We start from the raw sequence: 15,550 nt of genomic DNA, 5'->3' as shown, positions 1-15,550 counted from the left end.
AGTCTTGAAGCGGATGAGTACTTGAGCGGATACGGGACACCAATGCTTCGACTATTTCTTTTGTTGCGCTCAAGTCATGGGGCACTCGACCGTCTTTTTCGCTACTTGGTTCCCTTGTTGGCCATCGGGCTGCTGAGCGGTTGTGCCAGTGTCAGTTACTACGGGCAACTGGCCAGCGGTCAGTGGCAGCTGTTGCAGGCGCGCCAGCCGGTTGCCGAGCTGGTAGCAGACCCGGCCACCGACAGTAAATTGCGCCAGCAGTTGCTGCACGCCGAGCAAGCTCGCGCCTTCGCCAGCGCGCAGTTGAAGCTGCCGGACAACCGCAGCTATCGGGTTTATGCCGATATCGGCCGGCCCTTCGTGGTCTGGAACGTATTCGCCACACCCGAGTTGTCGCTGGAGCCGCAGACCCATTGCTTCCCCATTGCCGGCTGCGTTGCCTACCGTGGGTATTACAACCAGGGCGCCGCGCGCGGGGCGGCTGCGCTGCAGAAACAACAAGGGCTGGATGTCTATGTCGGCGGTGTCGAAGCCTATTCGACCCTGGGCTGGTTCGACGATCCGATCCTCAGCTCCATGCTTGGCTGGGGTGATGAACGCCTGGCCACGGTGATCTTTCATGAGTTGGCCCATCAACGCGTCTATGTCCAGGACGACACTGCGTTCAACGAGTCCTTCGCCACTTTTGTCGAGCAGGAAGGCACTCGCCAATGGCGCGCGGCGCGGGGCCTGCCAACGCTGGTCGAAGATGGCAGCGAACAGCGCGAGCAGTTCGTCGCCCTGGTCCTGGCCAGTCGCGAACGGCTCAAGGCGTTGTATGCGGCGCCGCTCACCGAACCCGCCAAGCGTGCGGGCAAGCAGGCCGAATTCGAACGCTTGCGCCGTGAATACCGGGCCTTGCGCGATAACCAGTGGGGCGGTGTCGGACGCTATGACGCCTGGATCAATGCGCCGATGAACAATGCCAAGTTGTTGCCGTTTGGTCTGTACGACCAGTGGGTGCCGGCGTTTGCCCAGCTGTTTGCCGAGGTGGGCGGCGATTGGCAGGTGTTTTATCAGCGAGTAGAAGCATTCGGGCGGCTACCCCTTGAGCAGCGTCAGCAGGCGCTGAAAAGCATTGCGGGGCAAGTCGAGTCGTCGCACCGCCNGGAGCGGCGGTGCGGCGACCCGACTTGCCCCGCGATAGGGTCTCAGCCGCGCTGGAACGCCTGGTGCAGTTGTGCCAAGGTCGCAAAGTGGTAGGCCGGCTGCTCCGCCGTCAGCTCTTCATGGCTACCAAAGCCATACCCCACCGCTACCGCTTCCAGGCCGTTGCTGCGGGCGCCGATCAGGTCGTGCTTGCGGTCGCCGATCATCAGGGTGTGGGCCGGGTCCAGGGCTTCTTCGGCCAGCAGGTGGCGGATCAGTTCTACCTTGTTGGTACGGGTGCCATCCAGCTCGCTGCCGTAGATCACCTTGAAGTGCTTGGCGAAGTCGAAATGGCGGGCGATCTTGCGGGCAAACTCCCAAGGTTTGGAGGTGGCGATATACAGGGTGCGGCCCTGCCCTTGCAGGGTTTCGAGCATTTCGCTGACGCCGTCGAACACCTGGTTTTCGTATAGGCCGGTGACCTTGAAGCGTTCGCGATAGAAATTCACCGCGTCCCAGGCCTTGGCCTCATCAAAATCATAGAACTGCATGAAGGCCTGCAGCAGCGGCGGGCCGATGAAGTGTTCCAGGCGCGTCCGGTCCGGCTCGTCGATGCCCAGCTTGGCCAGTGCGTACTGGATCGAGCGGGTGATACCCAGGCGCGGGTCGGTCAGGGTACCGTCGAGGTCAAAGAGGATGTTTTGCTGGTGCATGGCGGTCTCGAATAAGGCGGTGGACAGGTTCACTCGGGCAGGTGATAGCCTTCGGCCAGGTGTTGGTCCTTGAGTTTGACGTAGTTGCCGGCGCTGTAGGGGAAGAACGCGCGCTCCTTCTCGCTCAGGGCGCGGGCCTGCTTGACCGGGCTGCCGACGTACAGAAACCCGCTTTCCAGGCGCTTGCCCGGCGGTACCAGGCTGCCAGCGCCGATGATCACTTCGTCTTCGACGACGGCGCCATCCATGATGGTACTGCCCATGCCGACCAGGATGCGGTTGCCCAGGGTGCAGCCGTGGAGCATGACTTTGTGACCAATGGTTACCTCATCGCCGATCAGCAGCGGGAAGCCGTCCGGGTTGAACGGCCCGGCATGGGTGATGTGCAGCACGCTGCCATCCTGCACGCTGGTGCGCGCACCGATGCGGATGCGGTGCATATCGCCGCGGATCACCGTCAATGGCCACACCGAGCTGTCGGCACCGATCTCGACATCACCCAGTACCACGGCACTGCGGTCGACAAAGGCGCGTTCGCCAAGCCTGGGAGTGTGATGCTGGAAGCTACGGATGGCCATGATAGGAATTCTCTTTGGTATGGATAGGGCTGCGGTCGGCGTCGATTGTAATTAAGATGGGGAAGTGTTTCTTCTGCCAAGGTGTTTAACCGTGAGTGCGAACAACCCGCTTCTGCAGTCTTATGACTTGCCGCCCTTCTCGGCGATCCGTGCCGAGCATGTGCAGCCGGCGATTGAACAGATCCTGGCCGACAACCGTACAGCCATTGCCGACATCCTCAAGGCCCAGGGCAAGAGCCCGAGCTGGGCCGGCCTGATCCTGGCCATGGACGAACTCAACGACCGCCTGGGCGCCGCCTGGAGCCCGGTCAGCCACCTCAATGCCGTGTGCAACAGCGCCGAACTGCGCGAAGCCTACGAGGCTTGCTTGCCGGCGTTGAGCGCGTATGCCACCGAAATGGGCCAGAACCGCGAGCTGTTTCAGGCCTATGAGGCATTGATCGCCAGCCCCGAAGCTGCCGGCTTCGATGTGGCACAAAAAACTATTCTTGAACACGCCCTGCGAGACTTCCGCCTGTCGGGTATCGACCTGCCGGCCGAAAAGCAGCAGCGTTACGCGCAAGTGCAGAGCAAGCTCAGCGAGCTGGGCAGCCGTTTCTCCAACCAACTGCTAGACGCCACCCAGGCCTGGACCAAGCATGTCAGCGACGAAGCGGCGCTTGCCGGCCTGACTGATTCGGCCAAAGCACAAATGGCCGCCGCGGCGCAGGCCAAGGGCCTCGACGGCTGGCTGATCAGCCTGGAGTTCCCCAGCTACTACGCGGTAATGACCTACGCCGAAGACCGCGCCCTGCGCGAAGAAATCTACGCCGCCTACTGCACTCGCGCCTCCGACCAGGGCCCGAATGCCGGCCAGTTCGACAACGGCCCGGTGATGGCCGAGATTCTCGACCTGCGTCAGGAGCTGGCCGAGCTGCTCGGTTACGCCAACTTCGCCGAGCTGAGCCTGGCGACCAAGATGGCCGAGTCCAGCGACCAGGTGCTGAGCTTTCTGCGTGACCTGGCCAAGCGCAGCAAGCCGTTTGCCACCCAGGACCTGGCCCAGCTCAAGGCCTATGCCGCCGAGCAGGGTTGCCCGGACCTGCAGAGCTGGGACAGCGGCTTCTACGGGGAAAAACTCCGTGAACAGCGCTACAGCGTTTCCCAGGAAACCCTGCGCGCCTACTTCCCGATCGACAAGGTGCTGAGCGGCCTGTTCACCATCGTCCAGCGCCTGTACGGCATCGAAATTGCCGAACTCAAGGGCTTCGACAGCTGGCACCCGGACGTGCGCCTGTTCGAAATCAAGGAGCACGGCCAGCACGTCGGGCGCTTCTTCTTCGACCTCTATGCCCGCGCCAACAAGCGTGGCGGTGCCTGGATGGACGGCGCCCGCGACCGTCGCCTGACCGCTGACGGCCAGCTGCAGAGCCCGGTGGCCAACCTGGTGTGCAACTTCACCCCGGCCGCCCCCGGCAAGCCGGCGTTGCTGACCCACGACGAAGTCACCACCCTGTTCCACGAATTCGGCCATGGCCTGCATCACCTGCTGACCCGCATCGAGCATGCCGGTGTCTCCGGTATCAACGGCGTGGCCTGGGACGCGGTCGAGCTGCCGAGCCAGTTCATGGAAAACTGGTGCTGGGAGCCTGAAGGCCTGGCGCTGATTTCCGGCCACTACGAAACTGGCGCAGCCCTGCCCCAGGATTTGCTGGAGAAGATGCTGGCGGCGAAGAACTTCCAGTCCGGGCTGATGATGGTCCGCCAGCTGGAATTCTCGCTGTTCGACTTCGAACTGCATGCCAGCCACGGCGACGGCCGCAGCGTGCTGCAAGTGCTCGAAGGCGTGCGCGACGAGGTTTCGGTCATGCGCCCACCGGCGTACAACCGCTTCCCTAACAGCTTTGCGCATATCTTTGCCGGTGGCTACGCAGCCGGTTACTACAGCTACAAGTGGGCGGAAGTGCTGTCGGCCGACGCCTTCTCGCGCTTCGAAGAAGAAGGCGTGCTCAATGCCGACACCGGCCGCGCCTTTCGCGAAGCGATCCTGGCCCGTGGCGGTTCCCAGGAGCCGATGCTGCTGTTCGTCGACTTCCGTGGCCGCGAGCCGTCAATCGATGCACTCTTGCGCCACAGTGGCCTGAGTGAGGAAGTGGCGGCATGAGTGATGGGCCTGTGGTAACGAAAAAGCGCTTTATCGCCGGGGCGGTCTGCCCGGCGTGCAGCGAGCCGGACAAACTGATGATGTGGAGCGAAGACAGCGTTCCGCACCGGGAATGTGTGGCCTGCGGTTTTTCTGACACCCTTAACGAGCAAGGGCTGTCGGTGCCCAAGGAACTGGGTACGCGGGTCAACAAGGTCGAGGTGAAACCTGCCGCGACCACGGTGCAGACGGTGCAGTTCTTCCCCAATCCGAAGTTGAAGAAGACAACCGAGTAAACGCGCCAGCGCCAGCATTTTCCGCTGGCGCCCAGCGGTACTGGAATCGAACACTAGCCCCGTGTACTGTATATAAAAACAGTATCCGGGGTTTTTCATGTTCAATCCTCAAGGGCCGGTGCGGGGTCGTGGCACCGCGAGCAATCCCCATAACCGCTTCGCCCCGAATCGCTCGGTGGCCGAGGATGACGGTTGGTACCAGGAAGTGCCCCTGACCCAGGGTACCGAAGTACGCATCGAAACCGCCAAGACCATCATCACCCGCAACAACTCGCCCGACCTGCCCTTCGATCGCTCGATCAATCCTTATCGTGGCTGCGAGCACGGCTGTATCTACTGCTATGCCCGGCCCAGCCACGCTTATTGGGATCTGTCGCCGGGGCTCGACTTCGAAACCAAGCTGATTGCCAAGACCAACGCTGCCGCCGTGCTCGAACAGCAACTGAGCAAGCCTGGCTATGTGTGCGCACCGATCAACCTGGGCTCCAACACCGACCCCTACCAGCCCATCGAACGCGAGCAACAACTGACCCGGCGCCTGCTCGAAGTGCTGTTGCGCTACCGGCACCCGGTCACCATCGTCACCAAGGGCTCACTGATTCTGCGCGACCTGGACCTGCTCGCCGAGCTTGCCCGGCAGAATCTGGTACAGGTGATGATCAGCCTGACCACCCTGGACGACGAGCTCAAGCGTACGCTGGAGCCACGGGCAGCGGCGCCCAAGGCACGTCTGCGGGCGATCCGGGTGCTGGCCGAGGCCGGTGTGCCGGTGGGTGTGCTGTGTTCGCCGATGATCCCGATGATCAACGACAGCGAGCTTGAGCACTTGCTCGAGGCGGCCAAGGCCAGCGGCGCCCTGAACGCGGCCTACATGATGCTGCGCCTGCCGCTGGAGGTGGCACCGCTGTTCGAGCAATGGCTGCTGGACCATTACCCCCAACGGGCCAATCATGTCCTTAGCCTGATTCGCCAGAGCCGCGGTGGTGAGTTGTACGACAGCCGCTTCGGTGCGCGCATGCGCGGCGAGGGGGTATTTGCCGAGTTGCTGGCGCAACGCTTCAGCAAGGCGATCCGCCGCCTGGGGCTGAATCGGCGCGAAGGCTACGCGCTTGATTGCACAGCGTTTTGTCCTCCAGGCGGGCAGATGTCGCTGCTCTGATTTCATTAATGGGTATTGGCCATTAATGTTTTTTTGCTATTATCCAGACACCTCTTTGAATCTCTGGAACGCCCGTTCTAGAGCCTCGCAATTCAGTTTGAGTTAAGTTTCGCCGAGTAGCGTAGGAATTCAGTCAACAACTGATGTGATGGTTGGCGCGCGTATTTCATCCAACTGTCATACGCCGTTTGAATCATCAACCCGGTAAAATGGACTTAACCCAAAACCGTCAAAGAGGATGAATCATGCCCGTCAAGGACCCATCCAAGGTTGTCCCGCAAGCCCCAGCCGAGAGCGCCGATGCCGCTCTGAAGCATATCGTCGACGGCTTCCTGCGCTTCCATCATGACGTTTTTCCCGAGCAGCAAGAGCTGTTCAAGAAACTCGCCACCGCGCAAAAGCCCCGTGCGATGTTCATCACCTGTGCCGACTCGCGCATCGTGCCCGAGCTGATTACCCAGAGCTCCCCTGGCGACCTGTTCGTGACTCGCAACGTCGGTAACGTCGTGCCTCCTTACGGGCAGATGAACGGCGGTGTGTCCACCGCCATCGAATATGCGGTGCTGGCCCTGGGTGTTCACCACATCATCGTCTGCGGCCACTCCGATTGCGGCGCCATGCGCGCGGTGCTCAACCCGCAGAGCCTGGAGAAAATGCCGACGGTCAAAGCCTGGCTGCGCCATGCCGAGGTCGCCCGCACGGTGGTCGAAGACAACTGCTCCTGTGGCAGCGAGCATGAAAGCATGCAGGTGCTGACCAAAGAAAACGTCATCGCCCAGCTGCACCACTTGCGCACTCACCCGTCGGTGGCTTCGCGCCTGGCAGCCGGCCAGCTGTATATCCATGGCTGGATCTACGACATCGAAACCAGCCAGATCGAGGCCTATGACGCCGCCAGCGACAGCTTCCTGCCGCTTGCCCAAGGCCAGCCGATCCCCTGCGCCACCCCCAAAGGCCGCTACTAAGCGTCCCTGACACCCCCGCGAATCGCTGATTGACGGCTGCACCTGCCTGGTGCGGCCTGGTCATCGGCTGCCTTGAATCTCCCTGATTGCCGTGCCGGCGCCCGCTGGCGGTATGCGGCTGCGCGTAAGTCAGGGGTTGTGCCAGCGGCCATTGGAATGGCCATGAAACGTGAGAGAAGGAGTAACAGGGTGAACAAGACACAAGTGAAAGCGGCCTTGCCGCGTGAATTACTGGCGTCAGTAGTCGTGTTTCTGGTCGCCCTGCCCTTGTGCATGGGCATCGCTATCGCCTCGGGCATGCCACCGGCCAAGGGCCTGATCACCGGGATCATCGGCGGTATCGTCGTTGGTTGGCTGGCCGGCTCGCCGTTGCAGGTCAGCGGTCCGGCCGCCGGCCTGGCGGTGCTGGTGTTCGAACTGGTGCGCCAGCATGGCGTGGCGATGCTCGGCCCGATCCTGCTGTTGGCCGGCCTGCTGCAACTGCTCGCCGGCCGTTTGCGCCTGGGCTGCTGGTTCCGGGTCACGGCGCCGGCGGTGGTGTACGGCATGCTCGCCGGTATCGGCGTGCTGATTGTCTTGTCCCAGGTGCATGTGATGTTCGACAGCGCCCCGCAACCTTCGGGCCTGGCCAACCTGCTGGGCTTTCCGGCGACCCTGGCCCAGGCATTGCCGCTAGAAAGCCCGGGCAACGGCTGGCAGGCCGGTGCGCTCGGGCTCGGCACCATCGCCATCATGTGGGGGTGGGAGCGCTTGCGCCCGCAGTCGCTGCGCTTCGTGCCTGGGGCTTTGCTAGGCGTGGCCTTGATGACCGCGATCAGCATCTGGCTGGCATTGCCGGTGAACCGCGTCGAAGTGCCGGCTAACCTCAGCGAAGCCATCGACTGGCTGAGCCCGGCCGACCTGCTCCACCTGGCCGACCCCAACCTGCTGGTCGCCGCCTTTGCCCTGGCCTTTATCGCCAGCGCCGAAACCCTGCTATCTGCCGCCGCTGTCGATCGCATGCACAACGGCCAGCGCTCGGACTTTGACCGCGAACTGTCGGCCCAGGGCCTGGGCAATATGCTCTGTGGCGTTCTGGGGACACTGCCAATGACCGGGGTTATCGTGCGCAGCTCGGCCAACGTCCAGGCCGGGGCGCAAACGCGCCTGTCGGCGATCCTGCATGGGGTCTGGTTGCTGGCTTTCGTGGTAGTGCTCAGCAGCGTGCTGCAGCAGATTCCAGTGGCGAGCCTGGCGGGTGTGCTGGTCTACACCGGGATCAAGCTGGTCGACTTCAAGGCCTTTCGCGGGCTGGGGCGGTATGGCCGGATGCCGATGTTCACCTATGCGGCGACAGCGTTGGCGATCATCTTCACCGACCTGCTGACCGGCGTACTGCTCGGTTTTGCCCTGACCCTGCTGAAGCTTGCGCTCAAGGCCGCACGCCTGAAAATCAGCGTGGCCAGCCTTGATCAACCGGGCCATATGCAACTGCGCCTGAGCGGTGCGGCGACCTTTCTCAAGGTGCCGGCACTGGCCCAGGTGCTGGAAGGCATTCCGCCCGGGACCACCCTGCACGTGCCGTTGGCCAACCTCAGCTACATCGACCACTCCTGCCTGGAGCTGCTCGAGGACTGGGGCCGGGCCAATGCCGGCAAGGGCTCGCGGCTGCTGATCGAGCAGCGGCGGCTCAAGCGCCGGGTCGAAGGGCGGGTGCGGACAACCGCCGGGTTGGGGGCTTGAACCGAATCAGCCTTAAGCCGACTGATCCAGCTCCAGGCCCACACCCAGCTGACGCGACAGGCACGGCCAGCGCTTCCAGGCTTCGCCGGTGTTCGGGCTGCTGAGCTTGTCGCGGTACTGCTCGACCGACTCCAGGGCAAAGCTTTCTTCGTTGAGCATCTCGTCCACCGAGTGGTGCACCACTTCATCCAGCTGGTTGGCAAACTGCTCGCCGATCAGCTGGTGGGCGATCAGGTTGGCCACAGTGGTGTCGAGCGGGATCAGCGGCTGGTTGAAGTGCTTGATGTACAAGTCGTTAACTTCTTCCACCAGGCGATGGGCCAGGTAGGCCTCATCCAGCAGGCAGCCCAGGCCGAGGTGGGTATCGGTGATGGCGGGCGGTTGCAGGAAGTACTGCTCGGCGATTTTCAGCACCGGTTTGATCTGCGACTCGATGCCGGCTTCGCGGGCAACCTCGTTGGCCGCCTCCAGCAGTTCCGGTACCTGATCGATATAGGCGTCGACGAAGCGCACCAGGGCGCCTTGGGCATCGGCCTTTGGCAGATGGATCGAAGGGTGCAGGTGGGGTAGCTGGTTTTCCAGTTGAGTTTTCAGTTGGCCGGTTTCGGTCTCATGTTGACGGGCACGGGTAATCTGCTCGCGCAAAGCGGCGATGTTCATGACAACTCCAGGGTAAAGGCGTGACAAACGGAAGACATAAGGTAGCTCGGTTCTGAAAATGCCTAAGACGCATTTGGCATAACCATTAACAACTTAATATTCGCCAATTATATCTAAATGCCATCATTGTGCCTCAAGCCAGGTAATTAGCGGCTTTGCGCGCAAACGTTCAACTTCTGCCGATGTTTTCCCTGTGCGCATTGCGGCGCCGGGGTCGCTGTCTATACTCCGGTTTGAAAGTGATTCGCTGATGAGGCCCGACTGCAGTTCGCAGGGGCTCGGTCGTCGAAGTTCGCAGTCTTGGCCGCCGTACCCTTAGCCGTAGGTCCACGCCTCCGGGATAACAAGAACGATAAGGGGAACCCGCAATGATGCGACATCCACATGTCTGGATGGGCCTCCTGTTGTGGTCGGTATTCGGTCAGGCGCACGCCGCCTGGACCGTGAACATGGCGCCAGGGGCGACTGAAGTCAGCAACGCAGTGTTCGACCTGCACATGACCATTTTCTGGATTTGCGTGATCATCGGCCTGGTGGTCTTTGGCGCAATGTTCTGGTCGATGATCATCCACCGTCGTTCCACCGGCCAGCAGCCCGCGCATTTTCACGAGCACACCTGGGTCGAGATCATGTGGACGGTGGTGCCGTTCCTGATCCTGGTGGCCATGGCCATTCCGGCGACCAAGACCCTGATCGATATCTACGATGCCAGCGAGTCGGACGTCGATATCCAGGTCACCGGCTACCAGTGGAAATGGCATTACAAATACCTGGGCCAGGATGTCGAGTTCTTCAGCAACCTGGCTACCCCCGCCGATCAAATCCACAACAAAGCGCCCAAGGACGAGCACTACCTGCTCGAAGTCGACCAGCCGCTGGTGCTGCCGGTGGGTGCCAAGGTGCGCTTCCTGGTCACCGCCGCCGACGTTATCCATTCCTGGTGGGTGCCGGCCTTTGCGGTCAAGCGCGATGCCATTCCAGGCTTCGTCAACGAAGCCTGGACCCGGGTCGAGAAGCCCGGCATCTACCGCGGCCAGTGCACCGAGCTGTGCGGCAAGGACCACGGCTTCATGCCGGTGGTGGTCGAAGTCAAGTCCAAGGCCGACTACGACACCTGGCTCGGCGAGCGCAAGGCCGAGGCGGCCAAGCTCAAGGAGCTGACCAGCAAGGAATGGACCCTGCAAGAGCTGGTCGAGCGCGGCGACAAGGTTTACCACACCACCTGCGTGGCCTGTCACCAGGCCGAAGGTCAGGGCCTGCCGCCGATGTTCCCGGCGCTCAAGGGCTCGAAAATTGCCACCGGACCCAAGGAAGATCACCTGAGCCTGGTCTTCCACGGCAAGCCGGGCACGGCCATGGCCGCCTTCGGCAAGCAGCTCTCGGAAGTCGATATCGCCGCCGTAGTGACCTACGAACGCAACGCCTGGGGCAACAACAAGGGCGATATGGTCACGCCAAAAGACGTGCTGGCGATCAAACAGGCAGAAAGCAAATGAGCCGGGTTGATGCCTATCCGCGCCCCCGCCACCGGACTGCAGGAGACAGGACATGAGCGCAGTGATCGACGACCACAGCCACGGTCATGAGCACGCCCACGGGCCGGCCAAGGGCCTGATGCGCTGGGTGCTGACGACCAACCACAAAGACATCGGCACCATGTACCTGTGGTTCAGTTTCATGATGTTCCTGCTCGGCGGCTCGTTCGCCATGGTCATCCGCGCCGAGCTGTTCCAGCCCGGGCTGCAGATCGTCCAGCCGGAGTTCTTCAACCAGATGACCACCATGCACGGCCTGGTGATGGTCTTCGGCGCGGTGATGCCGGCCTTCGTTGGCCTCGCCAACTGGATGATCCCGCTGATGATCGGCGCGCCGGACATGGCCCTGCCACGTATGAACAACTTCAGCTTCTGGCTGTTGCCGGCCGCGTTCCTGCTGCTGGTCTCGACCCTGTTCATGCCCGGTGGCGGACCGAACTTCGGCTGGACCTTCTACGCCCCGCTCTCAACCACCTACGCGCCGGAAAGCGTGACCTTCTTCATCTTCGCCATCCACCTGATGGGCATCAGCTCGATCATGGGCGCGATCAACGTCATCGCCACCATCCTCAACCTGCGTGCCCCGGGCATGACCCTGATGAAGATGCCGCTGTTCGTCTGGACCTGGCTGATCACCGCCTTCCTGCTGATCGCGGTGATGCCGGTGCTGGCGGGCGTGGTGACCATGATGCTGATGGACATCCACTTTGGCACCAGCTTCTTCAGCGCTGCTGGCGGTGGTGACCCGGTATTGTTCCAGCATGTGTTCTGGTTCTTCGGCCACCCCGAGGTGTACATCATGATCCTGCCGGCCTTCGGCGCGGTCAGCTCGATCATCCCGGCGTTCTCGCGCAAGCCGCTGTTCGGCTACACCTCGATGGTCTATGCCACCGGCGCGATTGCCTTCCTGTCGTTTATCGTCTGGGCCCACCACATGTTCGTGGTCGGCATTCCGGTGGTCGGCGAGCTGTTCTTCATGTACGCGACCATGCTGATCGCGGTGCCCACCGGGGTGAAGGTGTTCAACTGGGTGAGCACCATGTGGGAAGGCTCGCTGACCTTCGAGACCCCGATGCTGTTCGCCATCGCCTTCGTCATTCTCTTCACCATCGGCGGCTTCTCCGGATTGATGCTGGCGATTGCTCCGGCGGACTTCCAGTACCACGACACCTACTTCGTGGTGGCTCACTTCCACTACGTGCTGGTGCCCGGGGCGATCTTCGGCATCTTCGCCTCGGCCTACTACTGGCTGCCGAAGTGGACCGGGCACATGTACGACGAAACCCTGGGCAAGCTGCACTTCTGGTTGTCGTTCATCGGCATGAACATGGCCTTCTTCCCCATGCACTTCGTCGGCCTGGCCGGCATGCCGCGCAGGATCCCCGACTACAACCTGCAGTTCGCCGACTTCAACATGATCTCCTCGATTGGCGCCTTCACCTTCGGCGCCACGCAGATCTTCTTCCTGTTCATCGTCATCAAGTGCATTCGCGGCGGCGCTCCGGCGCCGGCCAAACCCTGGGATGGCGCCGAAGGGCTGGAATGGTCGGTGCCGTCACCGGCGCCTTACCACACCTTCCAGACTCCACCGGAAGTGAAATGAACCGCTTCGGCCTGAGGATGCAGCCATGAGTGAAGGGACCTCGCTCAAGCGCCTGGTGTGGCGGCTGATGCTGCTGACCGTGGTGATGTTCGCCTTCGGTTTTGCCCTGGTGCCGATCTACGACGTGATGTGCAAGGCGTTCGGCATCAACGGCAAGACCGGCGGCCAGTACGAAGGCACCCAGGTCAGCGACCTGAACCGCACGGTGAAGGTGCAGTTCATGTCGACCAACGCCAGCGACATGGTCTGGGATTTTTATTCCACCGCCGACCAGATCGACGTCAACCCGGGGGCGGTCAACCAGATGGTGTTCATCGCTCGCAACCCGACCGACAAACCCATGAGCGCCCAGGCCATCCCCAGCATTACCCCAGCCGAGGCGGCGGCGTATTTCCACAAGACCGAATGCTTCTGCTTTACCCAGCAGGTGCTGCAGCCGGGGGAGCGCATCGAAATGCCGGTGCGTTTCATCGTCGACCGTGACCTGCCCAAGGATGTGAAACACCTGACGCTGGCTTACACGCTGTTCGATATCACCGCTCGCCACCCGCCGGTCGCACACCTGGCGGACCCGGTTGCACAGGGCGCCCGATAAGGAGAACACCACGATGGCTTCCCATGAGCACTATTACGTACCGGCGCAAAGCAAGTGGCCGATCATTGCCACGGTCGGCATGTTCATCACTGTGTTCGGCCTCGGCACCTGGTTCAACGACCTCAAGGCCGGGCGGCCGGAGTCCCACGGGCCGTGGATCTTTTTCTTCGGTGCCTTGTGCCTGGCCTACATGTTGTTCGGCTGGTTCGGCGCGGTGGTCAAGGAAAGCCGCGCCGGGCTCTACAGTCCGCAGCTGGACCGCTCGTTCCGCTGGGGCATGTCGTGGTTCATCTTTTCCGAGGTGATGTTTTTCATCGCCTTCTTTGGCGCGCTGTTCTACGTGCGCAACCTGGCCGGACCCTGGCTTGGTGGTGACGGCGCCAAGGGCGTGGCGCACATGCTGTGGCCGAACTTCGAGTTCTCCTGGCCGCTACTGAACACGCCAGACCCGAAACTGTTTCCGCCGCCCAAAGACATCATCGACCCCTGGCACTTGCCGCTGATCAACACCATTTTGCTGGTCAGCTCCAGCGTCACCATCACCATCGCCCACCATGCCCTGCGCAAGAACCATCGCGGGCCACTCAAGGCCTGGCTGGCGCTGACCATCCTTCTTGGCTTGTCTTTCCTGGTGCTGCAGGCCTACGAGTATCACGAAGCCTATACCGAACTGGGGCTGACCCTGGGTTCGGGTATCTATGGCGCAACCTTCTTCATGCTCACCGGGTTCCACGGCGCCCACGTGACCATGGGCACCCTGATTCTGATCGTGATGCTGGTGCGCATCCTGCGCGGGCATTTCAACGCCGACAAACACTTCGGTTTCGAGGCGGCCAGCTGGTACTGGCACTTCGTCGATGTGGTCTGGGTGGGGCTGTTTATCTTCGTTTACGTGCTGTAGCCGGGTTCAGAACGGCGCGTGGGAAACCAACTGGCCGCTGTAGAAACCCCAGGTCACCAGGGCCAGGGTCAAGGCGGCCAGGGTGACACGAATAGTCAGGGCTTTGAGCAGGCGAGTCGACTGTCCGTCGTCCTTGACCAGAAAGAACAGGCCGCTGAACAGGCTGGCGATGGTCGCCAACAGCATCAGGACAATCGCGGCTTTGAGCATGGCGAAACTCCGGGGGGATGCAGTGATGAGTACAAGTATAGCGACTGACCTTTCGAGGGCCCGGTGAAGCGCTTTCGCCCCGGCATCGTGCCGACCCTGGTGGTGCTGTTGCTGCTGCCGGGGTTGATCGCGCTGGGCTGCTGGCAGCTGGCGCGCGCCGAGCAGAAACGCCAGCTGCTGCAGGTGTATGCCGAACGCAGTGCCGGCGACGCGGTGGGCAGCACGCAGTTGCTGCAGATCGCCGATCCGGCCTATCGCCGGGTGCACCTGTACGGCCAGTTCGATAGCCAGCACAGCTTGTTGCTGGATAACCGCATGCGCGATGGCCAGGTTGGCGTCGAGCTGCTGCAACCCTTTCTCGACCAGGCCAGCGGCCTGTGGCTGTTGATCAATCGCGGCTGGCTGCCGTGGCCGGACCGGCGCATCCCGGTGCAGTTCAGCACCCCTGGGCAAGCCTTGAGCCTGGACGCCTCGGTGTATGTCGCCCCGGGCACCACCTTCCAGCTGCATGCCGACCCGCAAGGCGGCAGCTGGCCGCGGCTGATCACGGCGATTGACGCCGGCGCGCTGTGGCCGCAACTGGGCCGCGAAGGTTTTGCCCATGAATTGCGCCTGGAACCAGGCCCGGCCAGCTACCGGCTGGACTGGCCGGTGGTCGCCTTGGGCCCGGAAAAACACCTGGGTTACGCCGTGCAGTGGTTTGCCCTGGCCCTGGTGCTGCTCTACCTCTACTTCGGCTGGCATAACAACAAGGAGAAACAGCATGGGAGCCGCCACAAGTCCACTCAACATGTCTGAGGGCAGGCAACCGCGCAATCGTGCGCGTGGACGCCTGCAACTGCTGCTGATCCTGCTGGTGGTCCTCGGCCCGATGATCCTCGCCACCAGCATGTACAAACTCAAGTTCTGGGTGCCCGACAGCCGCAGCTACCACGGCGAAATGATTGGCAACGGCCAGACCCTCGCCGACCTCGGCGTCAGCGCTGAGGAAGGACGCTGGCAACTGCTAGTGAGCACGCCTAAAGAGTGCGGGCTGGACTGCCAACAGTTGGTGTACCTGGCCCGGCAGATCCAGATCGGCCTGGGCCGCGATGCCAGCCGTGCCAGCCATGCCCTGGCCAACGCCCAGCCACTGACGGCGGACTACCAGGCCAAGCTCGAGCGCGAGTACCCGCAACTGCAACGCTACCCCCTGGACCTGTCGCGCTATGGCGCGCTCAGCCAGGGCAAACAGGATGCCCAGCTGTGGATCGTCGACCCGCACGGCAACCTGGTGCTGCGTTACGACGCCAGGGTCAAGGGCAAGGACTTGCTCAATGACCTGCGCCACCTGCTGAAGCTGTCCAATATCGGGTAGGACATT

16 protein-coding genes are annotated in these 15,550 nt (G+C 62.2%); 12 read left to right on the top strand and 4 right to left on the bottom strand.

Annotation, left to right across the window (positions count from 1 at the left end; all coding sequences use genetic code 11):
* Positions 1 to 60 precede the first annotated feature (60 nt).
* A complete protein-coding gene (locus UB48_RS21340) occupies positions 61 to 1,242 on the top strand; it encodes an aminopeptidase (RefSeq protein WP_082075491.1) in 1,182 nt (393 codons plus the stop codon).
* On the opposite strand, the gene UB48_RS21335 is transcribed toward UB48_RS21340, so the two are convergent.
* A complete protein-coding gene (locus UB48_RS21335; RefSeq protein ID WP_045200773.1) occupies positions 1,191 to 1,841 on the bottom strand; it encodes an HAD family hydrolase in 651 nt (216 codons plus the stop codon). The genes UB48_RS21340 and UB48_RS21335 overlap by 52 nt on opposite strands.
* A gap of 29 nt (positions 1,842 to 1,870) precedes the next feature.
* Positions 1,871 to 2,419 (bottom strand): gamma carbonic anhydrase family protein, encoded by a 549-nt coding sequence (locus UB48_RS21330; RefSeq protein WP_045200720.1) that lies wholly within the window; start codon positions 2,417 to 2,419, stop codon positions 1,871 to 1,873.
* Positions 2,420 to 2,510: 91 nt separating this feature from the next.
* On the opposite strand from UB48_RS21330, the gene prlC reads away from it, so the two are divergent.
* From prlC to UB48_RS21305, 5 genes are all read left to right on the top strand, one after another.
* On the top strand, positions 2,511 to 4,562 hold the full coding sequence (gene prlC / locus UB48_RS21325; RefSeq protein WP_045200718.1) for an oligopeptidase A: 2,052 nt from the start codon (positions 2,511 to 2,513) through the stop codon (positions 4,560 to 4,562).
* The gene (locus tag UB48_RS21320) at positions 4,559 to 4,837 is read left to right on the top strand and encodes a YheV family putative zinc ribbon protein (RefSeq protein WP_045200716.1); all 279 of its coding nucleotides are present in this window, start codon (positions 4,559 to 4,561) and stop codon (positions 4,835 to 4,837) included. The genes prlC and UB48_RS21320 overlap by 4 nt, the downstream gene beginning before the upstream one ends.
* A 97-nt stretch (positions 4,838 to 4,934) precedes the next feature.
* Complete coding sequence (locus UB48_RS21315) at positions 4,935 to 5,996, top strand: PA0069 family radical SAM protein (RefSeq protein ID WP_045200714.1); 1,062 nt, start codon at positions 4,935 to 4,937, stop codon at positions 5,994 to 5,996.
* A 245-nt stretch (positions 5,997 to 6,241) separates the two neighbouring features.
* Positions 6,242 to 6,961, top strand: coding sequence for a carbonic anhydrase (locus UB48_RS21310; RefSeq protein ID WP_045200712.1), 720 nt, complete (start codon positions 6,242 to 6,244; stop codon positions 6,959 to 6,961).
* 189 nt (positions 6,962 to 7,150) lie between these two features.
* Complete coding sequence (locus UB48_RS21305; protein ID WP_045200710.1) at positions 7,151 to 8,683, top strand: SulP family inorganic anion transporter; 1,533 nt, start codon at positions 7,151 to 7,153, stop codon at positions 8,681 to 8,683.
* 12 nt (positions 8,684 to 8,695) lie between these two features.
* On the opposite strand, the gene UB48_RS21300 is transcribed toward UB48_RS21305, so the two are convergent.
* Complete coding sequence (locus UB48_RS21300; protein ID WP_045200708.1) at positions 8,696 to 9,343, bottom strand: hypothetical protein; 648 nt, start codon at positions 9,341 to 9,343, stop codon at positions 8,696 to 8,698.
* Between the two features lie 368 nt (positions 9,344 to 9,711).
* On the opposite strand from UB48_RS21300, the gene coxB reads away from it, so the two are divergent.
* Genes coxB through UB48_RS21280 form a run of 4 tightly spaced genes read left to right on the top strand, consistent with a single transcriptional unit; the run spans position 9,712 to position 13,977 of the window.
* Positions 9,712 to 10,839 carry a cytochrome c oxidase subunit II gene (coxB, locus tag UB48_RS21295; RefSeq protein ID WP_045200706.1) on the top strand — a complete coding sequence of 376 codons (1,128 nt, stop codon included), beginning with the start codon at positions 9,712 to 9,714 and terminating at the stop codon, positions 10,837 to 10,839.
* A 52-nt stretch (positions 10,840 to 10,891) separates the two neighbouring features.
* Complete coding sequence (ctaD, locus tag UB48_RS21290) at positions 10,892 to 12,481, top strand: cytochrome c oxidase subunit I (protein WP_045200704.1); 1,590 nt, start codon at positions 10,892 to 10,894, stop codon at positions 12,479 to 12,481.
* A 25-nt stretch (positions 12,482 to 12,506) separates the two neighbouring features.
* Entirely contained in the window at positions 12,507 to 13,076 is a 570-nt protein-coding gene (locus tag UB48_RS21285; RefSeq protein WP_038997842.1) for a cytochrome c oxidase assembly protein, read from the top strand.
* A gap of 13 nt (positions 13,077 to 13,089) precedes the next feature.
* Positions 13,090 to 13,977, top strand: coding sequence for a cytochrome c oxidase subunit 3 (locus tag UB48_RS21280; RefSeq protein ID WP_045200702.1), 888 nt, complete (start codon positions 13,090 to 13,092; stop codon positions 13,975 to 13,977).
* Between the two features lie 6 nt (positions 13,978 to 13,983).
* On the opposite strand, the gene UB48_RS21275 is transcribed toward UB48_RS21280, so the two are convergent.
* Positions 13,984 to 14,187 (bottom strand): twin transmembrane helix small protein, encoded by a 204-nt coding sequence (locus UB48_RS21275; protein WP_045200700.1) that lies wholly within the window; start codon positions 14,185 to 14,187, stop codon positions 13,984 to 13,986.
* Positions 14,188 to 14,250: 63 nt separating this feature from the next.
* Between UB48_RS21275 and UB48_RS21270 the strand changes: the two genes are divergently transcribed.
* Positions 14,251 to 14,985 (top strand): SURF1 family protein, encoded by a 735-nt coding sequence (locus UB48_RS21270; RefSeq protein WP_045200698.1) that lies wholly within the window; start codon positions 14,251 to 14,253, stop codon positions 14,983 to 14,985.
* Positions 14,951 to 15,544 carry a hypothetical protein gene (locus UB48_RS21265; RefSeq protein WP_045200697.1) on the top strand — a complete coding sequence of 198 codons (594 nt, stop codon included), beginning with the start codon at positions 14,951 to 14,953 and terminating at the stop codon, positions 15,542 to 15,544. The genes UB48_RS21270 and UB48_RS21265 overlap by 35 nt, the downstream gene beginning before the upstream one ends.
* Positions 15,545 to 15,550: the final 6 nt, after the last annotated feature.

It is taken from the genome of Pseudomonas sp. 2(2015), from assembly GCF_000955865.1.
Classification (GTDB): domain Bacteria; phylum Pseudomonadota; class Gammaproteobacteria; order Pseudomonadales; family Pseudomonadaceae; genus Aquipseudomonas.
Note: the sequence above shows the minus strand (reverse complement) of the source record. Positions and strands in the feature narration are given on the sequence as shown.

Excerpts from the sequence above, each read along its gene's own strand:
- UB48_RS21315 (WP_045200714.1), top strand. The coding sequence starts at position 4,935 with ATGTTCAATCCTCAAGGGCCGGTGCGGGGTCGTGGCACCGCGAGCAAT.
- UB48_RS21280 (WP_045200702.1), top strand. The coding sequence starts at position 13,090 with ATGGCTTCCCATGAGCACTATTACGTACCGGCGCAAAGCAAGTGGCCG.
- UB48_RS21330 (WP_045200720.1), bottom strand. The coding sequence starts at position 2,419 with ATGGCCATCCGTAGCTTCCAGCATCACACTCCCAGGCTTGGCGAACGC.
- UB48_RS21285 (WP_038997842.1), top strand. The coding sequence starts at position 12,507 with ATGAGTGAAGGGACCTCGCTCAAGCGCCTGGTGTGGCGGCTGATGCTG.
- ctaD (WP_045200704.1), top strand. The coding sequence starts at position 10,892 with ATGAGCGCAGTGATCGACGACCACAGCCACGGTCATGAGCACGCCCAC.
- coxB (WP_045200706.1), top strand. The coding sequence starts at position 9,712 with ATGATGCGACATCCACATGTCTGGATGGGCCTCCTGTTGTGGTCGGTA.
- UB48_RS21310 (WP_045200712.1), top strand. The coding sequence starts at position 6,242 with ATGCCCGTCAAGGACCCATCCAAGGTTGTCCCGCAAGCCCCAGCCGAG.
- UB48_RS21300 (WP_045200708.1), bottom strand. The coding sequence starts at position 9,343 with ATGAACATCGCCGCTTTGCGCGAGCAGATTACCCGTGCCCGTCAACAT.
- UB48_RS21335 (WP_045200773.1), bottom strand. The coding sequence starts at position 1,841 with ATGCACCAGCAAAACATCCTCTTTGACCTCGACGGTACCCTGACCGAC.
- UB48_RS21265 (WP_045200697.1), top strand. The coding sequence starts at position 14,951 with ATGGGAGCCGCCACAAGTCCACTCAACATGTCTGAGGGCAGGCAACCG.
- UB48_RS21320 (WP_045200716.1), top strand. The coding sequence starts at position 4,559 with ATGAGTGATGGGCCTGTGGTAACGAAAAAGCGCTTTATCGCCGGGGCG.
- UB48_RS21275 (WP_045200700.1), bottom strand. The coding sequence starts at position 14,187 with ATGCTCAAAGCCGCGATTGTCCTGATGCTGTTGGCGACCATCGCCAGC.